A 12,232-nucleotide genomic window follows, 5' to 3' on the forward strand; every position below is an offset into this window, starting at 1 on the left:
TTGCCAAGGGCCGTGAATGTAAGATTTTGTACGCGGACCCTATCCCGCCCGCGCAACGATCTCGGCCCATTCGGCTTCGGTGATCACCGCGATGCCCAGTTTCTCCGCCTGCGCCAGTTTCGAGCCCGCCCCCGGCCCCGCCACGACCAGATCGGTTTTCGCGCTGACCGAGCCTGCGGCCCGCGCGCCCAGCCTTTCGGCCTGCGCCTTGGCTTCGTCGCGGCTCATGGTTTCCAGCTTGCCGGTGAACACCACCGTCTTGCCCGCCACCTCGCTGGCCTTGGTTTCGACGATGTAGTCGGGCGGGCTGACCTCGTTCAAAAGGTCTTCCCACACGGTGACATTATGCGCCTCGTGGAAGAAATCGCCCAAAGCCTCAACCACCGCCGGGCCAATGCCGTCGATCCCCACCAGTTCAGCCCGCGCATCGGCCACTTCGGGCAGTTCGGCCGCGCCTGCATCCTCATCGGTGCGCAACTGGTTGGCCTTTTGCGCCACCTCGCGCAACACGGGCAGCGTCACGAAACGCTTGAGCAGATCGCGCGCCGTCACCGCGCCGACATGGCGGATGCCAAGGCCGAACAGCAACCGCGCCGCATCGGGCTGCCGCTTGGCCTCAATCGCATTCAACAGGTTATCCACAGACTTGTCCTGCCAACCTTCGCGCCCGACGATATCGGCGCGGCGATGGCGCAGGCGGAAAATATCCGCCGGGCTTTCCAGCCAACCCAGATTGAAGAATTCCTGAATTGTCTTTTCGCCCAATCCTTCAATATCTAATGCGCCCCTGCTGACAAAGTGCTTGAGCCTCTCGGTCCGCTGCGCCGGGCAGATCAGCCCTCCGGTGCAGCGCACATCCACCTCCCCCTCCTCGGCCACAGCCTCGCTGCCGCATTCGGGGCAATGGTCGGGGAAGGTGAAAGCCGGCCGTTCCACTTCGCGCGTCAGATTTTCCACCACCTGCGGGATCACGTCGCCCGCGCGCTGCAACACCACCCGGTCGCCGATCCGCACGCCAAGACGCGCGATCTCGTCCCGGTTGTGCAGCGTGACATTCGTGACCGTGACGCCCCCCACCAGCACTGGCGCCAGGCGCCCCACCGGGGTCAGCTTGCCCGTGCGACCAACCTGAATGTCGATCGCCTCCAGCGTGGTTTCGGCCCGCTCCGCCGGGAATTTGCGTGCGATGGCCCAGCGCGGCGCTTTGGCGACAAAGCCGAGGCGGTCCTGAAGGGCGAAGCTGTCGACCTTATAAACCACACCATCAATTTCATAAGGAAGATCAATGCGCTCTGCCTGAATATTGCGATAATGGTCGAGCATGGCCGCCAGATCTTCGCAGCGGCGCAGCCATGGCGAGACCGGCACGCCCCAGGCCGCGATCCGCTCCATCATCGCCCATTGGCCGCCTGCGGGAATGCTGCTGGCCGCGCCCCAGCCATGGGCCAGAAAGCGCAGCGGCCGCGATGCCGTCACTCGCGCATCTTTTTGCCGCAAAGACCCCGCCGCCGCGTTGCGCGGATTGGCAAAAGTCTTCTCGCCCGCCTGTTCCTGCCGCTCGTTCAGCGCGACAAAGGCCGCGCGCTCCATATAGACTTCGCCGCGAATCTCGAAAACATCGGGCGCATCGCCGCGCAATTCCTGCGGAATATCGGGAATATGCGCGACATTGGCGGTCACGTCCTCGCCCACCTGCCCATCGCCGCGCGTCGCCGCGCGCACCAGCCTGCCCTGCTCATAGCGCAGCGAGAGCGAAAGCCCGTCGATCTTGTCCTCGGCGGTAAAGGGCACCGGCGCATCCTCGGCAAGGTTCAAAAACCGCCGCACGCGCGCGACAAATTCGCCCACCTCTTCATCGGAAAACGCATTGTCGAGGCTCATCATCCGCACCTCATGCGCCACCTTGCGCAATGGCGATGCGGCAACTTCATGGCCCACCTTGTTGGTCGGGCTGTCGGGGCGGATCAAATGCGGAAAGGCCGCCTCAAGCTCGGCATTGCGGCGCACCATCGCGTCATATTCGGGGTCCGAGATTTCGGGCGCGTCATTGAGGTGATAGGCCTTGTTCGCCCGATTGATCCTGCGGGCAAGGCGCATCAGTTCATTGGCGGCTTCGGCTTCGGTCGGCAAAGATTGGGGCGTGGTCATGCCCGCCTCTTAGCCCAGCGTCAGCACACTCGCCACCATTGGGCGCCGAATGGCGAAACCGAGTTGTTCATAAAGCGCGATCGCCGCCGCATTCCCGGCCCATGAATGCAGATAGGCCGCATCGCCCCGCGCCGCCAGATCCGCCATCACCCGCAAAATCAGCCGCCGCGCCAGCCCGCGCCCGCGATAATCGGGATCGGTGCAAACCCCGCTGACCTCGGCCCAGCCATCGCCGGGGCGAGCGCGCTCGCCCGCCATGGCGATCAGCCGCTCGCCGTCGAATATGCCGTAGAATTGCCCGTAAAGCCGGGTCTTTGCCCCCCACGGCCCCGGCTTTGTCGCAATGGCCAGCGCGGCCATCTGATCGGCGTGGCTCTCATCCAGCGCCGCGATCCCGGCGAAATCGGCCTCTGGCGGCGGATTTTGCGAAACCATCTGCACCAAGGGCGCCGTCAGTTTCGCAGTCAGGCCGGGGGCGGACACTGCCTCGGGTTCGACCAGCCAGATTTCATCCTCCGGCCCGTTCAGCAAATCGAGCAAAGCCGCGTCATGCCCCGGCGCGGCATTGGTGAAAGGGCCGTAATCGGGATCGATTCGCACCGCCGTCCGCGCCGCGTTCCAGCGGGCCAAATGCGATTGACGGGTGTTGAGAGCGGTCCAGAACGGGCGGTCGAGAGGATGCATAACCCATTATATAGGGAGGATAAAGCCGGGGTCCAGCCCCACGCATCCCGCCGCCCTAGACCCGTTCCAGCAACCGGTCCGCCTGCGCTCTGGCCTCAGGGGTAATCTCGGCGCCCGAAAGCATCCGCGCGATTTCCTCCTGACGACCGCTGCCGTCCAGCAGCACCACGCCCGTGCGCGTGACCAACCCATCGGAAGATTTGGCGATAAAATAGTGCTGCCCCCCGCGCGCCGCCACCTGCGGACTATGCGTGACCGCCAGCAATTGCCCGGAGGAGGCCAGACGCGCCAGACGCTCGCCAATGGCCTGTGCCACCGCGCCGCCCACGCCCCGGTCGATTTCGTCGAAGATCATCGTGGCCGCCCCGCCCTCTTCGGCCAGAGCAACCTTCAACGCGAGGATAAAGCGCGACAATTCGCCGCCCGATGCGATTTTCGCCAAAGGTGCGAAATCCGCCCCCGGATTGGTGGCGATCATGAATTCGACCCGGTCCATGCCCGACGCGCCCCATTGCGCCTCATCCAGCCGGGCCACATCGGTACGAAACCGCGCCGCGTCCAGTTTGAGCGGCGCCAGTTCAGCCTTGACCGCCGCGTCCAGCCGCAGCGCCGCCTCGGCCCGCGCGCTGCTCGCCGCCTCGGCCAGTTTCAGCCATGCCGCGCGCGCCTTGGCTGCGGCCTGTTCCAGCGCCGCCACCTCGGCCTCGCCGCCCTCAATCGCGCTCAGGGCGCTGCGCATTTCCTCCAGCTTGGCGGGCAAATCCTCGACCGCGCAGCCGTGCTTTCGCCCCGCCGCGCGCAGATCGAACAGGCGCGTTTCCACCCGGTCCAGCGCCAGAGGATCAAACGCCAGCGCATCAAGCGCCCGGTTCAGCTTGTCCTCGGCATCATCGGCCTCGATCATCGCCCGGTCGAGCGCGGCCAGCACCTCCTCAAGCAGCGGATGTTCGCCGGCGATACGGTCGAGCCGCCTTGCGGCCACGCGCAATTCGGCCAGCGGCGAATGCGATCCGGCAAACACCTGCTGCACCGCGCCCAGATCGCCCGCCAGTCGCTCGCCTTTTTGCATGGTTGCGCGTTCGCCGGCCAGTTCCTCTTCCTCGCCCGCCTGTGGGGCAAGCGCTTCGAGCTCGGCCACATGGGCCTGAAAAAGCTCACGATCCTCGGCTGCCTTGGCAATGCCCGCGCGCGTCTTGGCCAGCCTGGCCTCGGCCTGCCCCCATGCCTTCCACGCGGCCTCCATGGCGGCGGTATCGACACGCGCATAGCGGTCGAGCAAGGCACGATGGCCACGCGGATTGACCAGCCCGCGATCATCATGCTGCCCATGGATTTCAACCAGATAGGGCGCCACTTCACGCAGCAGGGCAACACTGGCGGGCTGATCGTTGATAAAGGCCTTGGACCCGCCATCGGCCTTGATCTGGCGCCGAATCAGGATCGGTTCGCCCGGCTCGACCTCGACGCCCGCATCCGCCAGCGTCCGCGCCACCGCGCCATGCAGCGCGCCCGGCTCGAACGAGGCGGTCACGCTGGCCAGATCGGCGCCTGCGCGCACCAGACCGCTGTCGGCCCTCATCCCCAGAATCAGGCCCAGGGCATCGAGCAGGATCGACTTGCCCGCCCCCGTCTCGCCCGTGAGCACGCCAAGGCCCGGCGCGAAAGCGAGATCGAGCGCCTCGATCAACACGATGTTGCGAATGGAAAGATGGCTAAGCATGTTCGCGCATCGTTCTAGCCGATGCGCAGGCCCGCGTCTATGCCCTCAAACGCCTTCAAAACATCCAGCGCCAGACCGCAACGGCCACCGAAATCAGCCAGATGCCCATAATCAGCCCATATTCGATATAAAACGCGGGCGGCCCCCGGTTGGGGTTCAGCAATTCCGGCCCATCGGGATGCAGCATGGGCGGCGGCGCGCTGTTCAGCATCTCGCGCATAAGTTCCGCAGCGGCGGCCTCATCAAGCCATTCGCTCTGGTCCTGCCCGGAAGTCTTGCGCCATTCGCTCATACCTGGCCCTGCCCTTCGGCAACATTCTGGGCCATGGCGGCTTAACCATCGGTATTATCGCAATACGGACAATATCTTATTCCGCCGCCTCGGCCGGCGATTCCTCGGGCGGGTCGGCAAAGGGCGGTTCAACCAGAATCGGGTCGGCCAGAGTCAGCCGGTCGAGCATGGCGGCCATTTCATCGCGCACGGCTAGCATCAGCCCGCGCAACCGGCAATCTGCCTCGGGCAGGCAATTGGCGCAATGTTCGTGGGCAAACCGGCTCGCACAGGGCACCAGCGCCAGACTGCCCCGCGTAATACGGATGATGTCGCCATAGCGGATATCGCATGGCGCCAGCGCCAGTTCATAGCCGCCCTCGCGGCCGCGATGGCTGATCACCAGCCCTTCGCGCACCATTTCCGACAGGATGACGGTGAGGAACTTGCGTGGGATATTCTGCGCCTCGGCAATCGCGTCGAGCCGAATCGGACCCTGCTGCCACAGGTCAGCAAGGTGCTGAAGCGCGCGGATCGTATAGCGGGTTTTCTGCGATAGCATGGCGGCGGCATAACAGCGCCCATCCGAAGAAAATGTCAATCTCCGGGTTAGACATTCCACGGTGTCGTAAACAGATATGCCCGGCAGCCCGCCGCATAAAGCAAAAGGCCCGCGCCTATCCGGCACGGACCCTTGCAAAACCGCCGATGCGCGCGATCAGCTCGCCTTGGTGCCGGGGGCATATTTGCCCATCATGGCATAGGCCTTCTCATACCACTCGCTGCCCGGATAATTGGCGCCCAACACGGCGGCATATTTCTGCGCCTCCTCCGGGATGCCCAGCGCCAGATTGGTTTCCACCAAACGGAACAGCGCCTCGGCGGTGTGGCTGGTCATCTGATACTTGTCTATCACATTGCGGAAGCGGATATCGGCGGCCAGCCAACGGCCCGAACGCTCGTAAAAGCGGCCGATGTCCATTTCCTTGCCGGCCAGATGGTCGTTCACCAGATCGATCTTGAGCCGGGCATCGGTGGCATAACGTGTATTGGGATAGCGGCGCACCACGTCATTAAGCGCCGAAAGCGCCTGAAGCGTGATTTTCTGGTCGCGGCTGACGTCGCTGATCTGCTCGTAATAGCACATGGCGATCAGGTAATAGGCGTAAGGCGCATCCTTGTTGCCCGGATGGATCGAGAGGAAGCGCTGCGCCGACTGCACCGACTTGGCGTAATCGCGCGCCGAATAATAGGAAAAGGCGCTCATCAACTGGGCGCGGCGGGCCCAGGGGCTGTAGGGGTGCTGGCGCTCAACCTCGTCAAACAGCGCGGCCGCCGTCTTGTCCTCGCCCGCATCCAGACGCTTCTTCGCCTCAAGGTAGAGCGAATCAACGTCGCGCGCGACATAGGCGGTATCCTTGGGCTTCTTGCCCCGCCCGGCGCAGCCGCCGGTGATCGCCATCGCGCCAACGGCACAGGCAAGGAGGACAACACGCGGCGACAGGCTGATGCTGGGCTTAGACATGGTTTGGCCTATAGCCAGCGTCTGGCTGAACGCCAAGTGAAAGCGCATGGCCGCGTGTCGCAATTCATGGGGCATCCGTCCGTTATCTTGCGTTGCGCTGGGGCGACTGCAACATCCGGCGCAGCAATTGCGCATAATGGCGCGACACCAGCTCAATCTCCTGATCGGGCCGGACCGCCACGCGGAACAGGCGCGGCGCCATCACCACACTGGCCAGCAGGACCGTGGCCCAGAGCTCGGCATCAAGCGCGCCGCTGGCTGTGGGTCCGCCCTTGCCGTCTTCCTGACGCGCCACCTGCGGCGAACGCGAGGCTAATTCGACCAGCTGGTCCCAGCGCGGAAAATTGTTCTGGATCGGCGTATGATTGACCAGATCCATCACCCATTCATGCATCAGTTCGGGATTGCCCAGCGAAAACTGTACCGCCTTTTCAAGCCAGGTCTGCGAATCGCCGGGCGCCACCATCATCTCGCTCAGCTTTGCCCCGAACCATGCCTTGGCGGCCGACAGCAAAGCCTCGCGGCTGTCAAAATGATAATAGACCGTCGAGCGGTTCATGCGCGCGTCGCGGGCAAGCGTGGCCACCGTCAAGGAACCGACACCGTCGCGCCCTATCAGCCCCACCGCCCGCTCGACCAGCTGGCGGTGTGTCTCCTCATAATTGCGATTGCGACGCTGTTCTAAAGTCTGGCGCGATTCCGACATGCCCTTTGGCAATTCCACATTTGTTAGGAAATCAAGCTATTTAACCTGTTTTCCCTCTATAAGGGGTAATTTATTCAGGAACCGTTCGCGATCTTTGAACAATCGTTAGCATTTAGTCGTAAAACCATTTTTACCCAATCGCCATCATTGCGCCAGCCAAGGTCGTACCCGGCAACAGATTCGCCATGGTTAGCCATAGGTTAATCGCCCCACCTTTCTGCCCGCGCCCTCAATCCCAATAGGCCACCGCGCGCAATTCGATGCTGGCGCGAATTTGGGCATTGGGCAGACTGGTGTCGTGAAAGGCGGTGTGCGGGCAACGCCATGTGCGCGCATGATCGCTGTCGTGGAATTTGAACAACAGCACATCGTCGCGCTCCATGTTCGAAAAATACCACCAGCGATGCGCCGGATTGTGACGGAAAATAGTGGCCGCGATCATCTGGTCCTCGCCCTCGACCGGCGCGGTCAAAGCCTCGCCCACGGGGAATTCGTCGACCACGAACAAGGTGTTCGAAACCCCCTCGCCATCGGCCACCGAGCGACCATCACACACCGCCAGCGGCCAATCCTGAGGCCCGGGCGAAAATGCCCGCCAGAGCGAGACACAGCAGAAGCGACGATAACCATCGCGCGAACCGAAACGCTGCTCATGCATCCGCGCGGCGGCCTTGTGGGCGGTGTGCGTGTTGTAATCGACATGGGCCTCACCGGCGGGAGGCTGGATACCGCCGGCATGCTGATAGTTTTCCGTCTTTTCCTGGGCGCGAGTCGAAAGATCGGCGCTGGTGCGGATCATCCAGCCCTGCGTGGCCACCCGGTCCGCCCCGGTCAGGCTGCGGATGATCCGGGCGGCCTCGGCGTGATATTTGTCCTCCACCTCTTCCCGGTTCCAGAAATCCTCGACCGCGCTCGGCCCCTTGCCGATCATGAAACCATGGGTGTCAAAGGCAAAGTGGTCGCGGATCGGCATGCCGTCGCGCACCACCGCCTCGTAATCGCGATATTCGCCGGTGTTGATCTCGGCCCCGGCGCGGACATAGCGGCGCGTGACGAAATCACCGGGCGCCAGATAGCGTATCAGGGCCGGGGCCTGCCGCTGCTGGTCCTCCACGGCGTCACGGATGATGGTGGCCATTATCTGCTCCTCTCTCTCGGATTCGCGCTCTCGGGCGATGTCGGAAAGAAGGTAACGGATGTTAGGGAATTACACAAGCGTGTAAGAAGAGGGGAATGCGAGGACACAGACCCGCCCGCCGCCCCAACAAGCTCGCCCTCCCCGCGCCGCAGGCCATAAAAAAGACGGCCCCGCCGCAAACGCAACGGAGCCGCCCAAACCCAATTATAGGGATTGCAAAGGGTCGAGACCCTTTGCCCGCCGGAGGCAAAACCTCCTTAAATTACTTCACCAACCCGGCATGCACCAAAGCCGCATCCACCGCCTTGCGCGCGCCTTCATTGCAGGCCACCAGCGGCAGACGCAGTTCTTCGCGGAACCCTTCGAAAACCTTCGACAGCGCATATTTCACCGGCCCCGGCGAGGCATCCTCGAACATGGCATAGTGCAGCGGATAGAGCAGATCGTTCAACCGGCGCGCCTCGGCCAGGTTGCCCGCCGCGCAGGCCGCCTGGAAATCGGCGCACAGGCGCGGCGCGACATTGGCCGTCACCGAGATGCAGCCAACCCCTCCGGCCGCGCTGAAAGGCAGCGCCAGTTCATCGTCGCCCGAAAGCTGACAGAAGTCCTTGCTGATGCCCATGCGGTGATCGGTCACGCGCGAAAGATCGCCGCTGGCGTCCTTGATGCCGATGATCTTGCCGGGAAAACGACGCGCCAGTTCGATCACCGTCTCCGGCTTGATATCGGTGACGGTACGTGCAGGCACATTGTAGAGCACGATCGGCAGGTCGATATGTTCGGCCAGATAGGAGAAATGGGCAAGCAACCCTTCCTGCGACGGACGATTGTAATAGGGCGCGACGAGCAGCGCGGCCGCAGCCCCGCATTTCTTGGAAAAAGTCATGTGCAACAAAGCGTTTTGCGTATCATTGCTGCCGCAACCGGCGATCACCGGCACGCGTCCGGCGGCCTGCTCGATGCAGACCTCGATCACGCGGTGGTGTTCGGCATTCGACAGGGTGGAATTTTCCCCCGTCGTCCCGCAAGGCACCAAAGCGCTCGAACCGTTCTCGATCTGCCAGTCCACCAAACGGCGGAAAGTCGGCTCGTCAAACGCTCCATCGCGAAAAGGTGTCACCAGAGCGGGTATGGAACCGGAAAACATGGACTTTATCCTCTTTCATCGCCCACCTATAGGCGGCATGGCAAATATGCCTGCCGCGCCATGGGCCGGCGCCTACTATCGCAACGCCTGATAAGGAGCCATAGGCCATCGTGTCCAGCACCATGATGCCCCGTTCAAAATCCACCTTTGCACGCCGTCGGCGCCGGGTGGCCTCGCTGGCGCTGTTGGCGACGGTGGTGCTCTCCGCCCCCGCGCAATGTCAGGAGGGCGCCGAATGGGACCGCGCCCGCGCCGAATTGAAGGCCAGCGCGCCCGGCGCCGTGGCCCCGGCCATCGCCCGCTGGAAACAGTTGGTGGGCACGGAAAATCAGGGATTTGACGCCTATGCGGGCTTTGTTCTGGCCTGGCCGGGCTTTCCTTTGGAGGAATCCTTGCGCCGCGCGGCGGAAAAATCGCTGGCGATCCAGAATGTGCCTTCGGCGCGGATTGTCGCGCTGTTTGACCGCTTTCCCCCGCTGACCAACCCGGCCCGCGCGCAATATGCGCTGGCGCTGGCGGCCGAAGGCCGGGCGCGCGATGCGGCCGATATGGCGCGCGCGGCATGGCGCGGCGGGGCGATGAGCGATGCGGCCGAGGCGGCGATTCTTGCCCGCTGGGGCGACAGATTCGCTCAGACCGATCATGATTCGCGGCTCGAGGCGCTGCTTTGGGACGGTTCGACCGCGCAGGCCGCGCGCGCGCTGACCCGCGCCTCGCCAACCCGCTGGGCCGTTGCGCAGGCGCGTCTGGCCATTCAGCAGGGCGCGGGGGTGGAACCCCCGATGGTCGGCCCCGATGCGATCGAACAGGGCGCCGCCACCGCGCGCACGGCCGATGAACAGGCCGAAATGGCGCGCATCACCGCCGAGGCCAATCCGGGCCTTGTCATGCCTTCTGCCCCGGCGCCTGCTCCGGCGCTTTTGGCCGCCACGCCTGAAATGCTCTCCGATCCGGGCTATCTGGTGGACCGGGCGCGCTATCTGCTCCGGCGCGGGCGCGGGGCCGAGGCTGCCAGTCTGCTGGCCACGCGTCCGCCGCTGGCGCGCCCGGCGCTCGACCCCCGGCGCTGGACGGCGGTCCTGCTGGCCGCGGCGCGGGCGGGCGGGCCATCCGATTCGCTGCGTATCGCAAAAGGCGCCGCCGAAGGCTTTCCCGAGGGCAGCGAGATCGCGCAAATGGCCTTTGGCGTGCGCGACGATTACACCTCGCTGATGTGGCTGGGCGGTACGGCGGCGCTCTGGCAATTGCGCGATGCGACCTCGGCCGCCCAATTGTTCTATAATTACGCCCATGCCGCGCGCACCCCGATGACGCGGGCCAAGGGCTATTATTGGGCGGGCCGCGCGCTGGACAGCGTGGGACAGAGCAATGGCGCGTATGAATATTTCCGCTGGGCCGCGCAATTCCCGGATCAGTTCCACGGGTTGCTGGCGCTCGAACGACTGGGCCTGCCGATCCCGCCGCTGCATGATGGACGCCGCGCCGCGCCCACCCATGCGCAGGCGCGCGACTTTGCCGCCCGCCCGATCACCCAGGCCGTGCACGAAGTGGCCCGCGATGCCGAATGGCAGACCACGATCCGCTTCTTCCGCGAAATCGCCAATCAGGCCAAGGTCGAGGCCGATTTCACCATGCTGGCCGATCTGGCCCGGTCGCTGGGGCGGCGGGATCTGGCGGTGATCGTGGGGCAGGCGGCGGAAAATGCGGGCTTCAACAATTTCCGCGATTCCGCCTTCCCCATCACGCCAACCCCTCCGGGCAGCGACTGGACATGGATCCACGCCATTTCGCGTCAGGAAAGCCAGTTCAGCCAGAACGCCATGTCGCGCACCGGTGCGCGCGGCCTGATGCAATTGATGCCGGGCACGGCCGCCGAACAGGCGCGCCGCCTCGGCCTGCCCTCGTCAACACAGGCGCTGATCGACGATCCGCTGTATAACACCACGCTGGGCAATGCCTATTTCCAGCGGTTGGTGACCTCCTATCGCGGGTCCTATCCGCTGGCGGTGGCGGCTTATAATGCGGGGCCGGGCAATGTGAACAAATGGATCGCATCACGTGGGGATCCGCGTATGCCGGGCGGGCCGGAATGGGTGGAATGGATCGAGAAGATCCCTTTCAGCGAAACCCGTTCCTATGTCGCCCATGTGCTGGAAAACGCCGTCACCTATGAGGCGATGTATCCCGATCATGCGGCCTACAAGGGTGCCAATCCGCTCAGCCATTATCTGAAAGAGCCGCGCCCCGCCCCGCCGCCGCCTGCGGTCATGCCGGCACCTTCGGGGATGCCTGCACCTTCCGGCATGCCGGTGCGTACGCCCGCGCCCACCTATGGGCCGCAGCCGACCTACACCTCCTCGCCGATCATCCAGCCGGTCAGGCCGGGGCAGTAAGGAACACCGGCATATCGCTGTTCGCCATGCTGATCCCCGCGCCGTTCAGCATGGCGACGATATGGCCCCGGTGATAGGTGGCATGGTTGACCACATGCATCAGGATGGCCTCACGCGTCATCGCGCCATCCCCGCCGCCGATGAAGGTGAAAGGCACCATCTGCGCCCGCGCATCGGCGTCCAGCTCGGCGCCATAATCGAGGAACCATGCGTCCAGAGCGGCCAACTCCGCGCCGATCCGCGCCATGGGCGGCGGATGGCCGGGGTCGCGGCTGGTATGGCCATGGGCGCGGCCCAGCAGATGGGCCTGCCACACCTGCGCGATCACCAGCATATGGTGATAGGTCCGCCGGATCGAACCGAACACCACCGGCTGCGGCGCATCAAGCAACGCATCCGGCAGGTCTGACAGGCGATTCATGACAATCCGGTTGGCCCATTGGCCATAGGCAAGATAGGTTTGCAGCATGGCGTCCGGTTTGCCCGTCCCGGCCGCCATC

At 64.2% G+C, this 12,232-nt stretch carries 11 protein-coding genes; 1 reads left to right on the forward strand and 10 read right to left on the reverse strand.

Annotated elements, in window-relative coordinates:
* Positions 1–39 precede the first annotated feature (39 nt).
* The 9 genes from ligA to dapA form a co-directional block, all read right to left on the reverse strand.
* Complete coding sequence (gene ligA, locus PQ457_RS08880) at positions 40–2,148, reverse strand: NAD-dependent DNA ligase LigA (RefSeq protein WP_273616522.1); 2,109 nt, start codon at positions 2,146–2,148, stop codon at positions 40–42.
* Between the two features lie 9 nt (positions 2,149–2,157).
* Entirely contained in the window at positions 2,158–2,832 is a 675-nt protein-coding gene (locus tag PQ457_RS08885; RefSeq protein ID WP_273616523.1) for a GNAT family N-acetyltransferase, read from the reverse strand.
* Positions 2,833–2,887: 55 nt separating this feature from the next.
* Positions 2,888–4,552: a DNA repair protein RecN gene (gene recN / locus PQ457_RS08890; protein ID WP_273616524.1), complete on the reverse strand. Its 1,665-nt coding sequence runs from the start codon at positions 4,550–4,552 to the stop codon at positions 2,888–2,890.
* A gap of 55 nt (positions 4,553–4,607) precedes the next feature.
* A complete protein-coding gene (locus PQ457_RS08895) occupies positions 4,608–4,844 on the reverse strand; it encodes a hypothetical protein (protein ID WP_273616525.1) in 237 nt (78 codons plus the stop codon).
* Between the two features lie 76 nt (positions 4,845–4,920).
* Positions 4,921–5,385: an RrF2 family transcriptional regulator gene (locus PQ457_RS08900; protein ID WP_273619291.1), complete on the reverse strand. Its 465-nt coding sequence runs from the start codon at positions 5,383–5,385 to the stop codon at positions 4,921–4,923.
* A gap of 156 nt (positions 5,386–5,541) precedes the next feature.
* On the reverse strand, positions 5,542–6,348 hold the full coding sequence (locus PQ457_RS08905) for an outer membrane protein assembly factor BamD (protein ID WP_273616526.1): 807 nt from the start codon (positions 6,346–6,348) through the stop codon (positions 5,542–5,544).
* Positions 6,349–6,430: 82 nt separating this feature from the next.
* Positions 6,431–7,054 (reverse strand): TetR/AcrR family transcriptional regulator, encoded by a 624-nt coding sequence (locus PQ457_RS08910; RefSeq protein WP_273616527.1) that lies wholly within the window; start codon positions 7,052–7,054, stop codon positions 6,431–6,433.
* Positions 7,055–7,283: 229 nt separating this feature from the next.
* Positions 7,284–8,192, reverse strand: coding sequence for a CmcJ/NvfI family oxidoreductase (locus tag PQ457_RS08915; RefSeq protein ID WP_273616528.1), 909 nt, complete (start codon positions 8,190–8,192; stop codon positions 7,284–7,286).
* A gap of 262 nt (positions 8,193–8,454) precedes the next feature.
* The gene (gene dapA, locus PQ457_RS08920; protein ID WP_273616529.1) at positions 8,455–9,339 is read right to left on the reverse strand and encodes a 4-hydroxy-tetrahydrodipicolinate synthase; all 885 of its coding nucleotides are present in this window, start codon (positions 9,337–9,339) and stop codon (positions 8,455–8,457) included.
* Positions 9,340–9,449: 110 nt separating this feature from the next.
* Here dapA and PQ457_RS08925 point away from each other — a divergent pair, with 110 nt between their 5' ends.
* Entirely contained in the window at positions 9,450–11,732 is a 2,283-nt protein-coding gene (locus PQ457_RS08925; RefSeq protein WP_273616530.1) for a lytic transglycosylase domain-containing protein, read from the forward strand.
* Here the strand turns inward: PQ457_RS08925 and PQ457_RS08930 are convergent.
* Positions 11,716–12,201 (reverse strand): DinB family protein, encoded by a 486-nt coding sequence (locus tag PQ457_RS08930; protein WP_273616531.1) that lies wholly within the window; start codon positions 12,199–12,201, stop codon positions 11,716–11,718. The two genes, PQ457_RS08925 and PQ457_RS08930, sit on opposite strands and share 17 nt — an antisense overlap.
* Between the last annotated feature and the right edge of the window lie 31 nt (positions 12,202–12,232).

Origin of the sequence: Novosphingobium humi, from assembly GCF_028607105.1 — a bacterium.
Lineage (GTDB): Bacteria > Pseudomonadota > Alphaproteobacteria > Sphingomonadales > Sphingomonadaceae > Novosphingobium > Novosphingobium humi.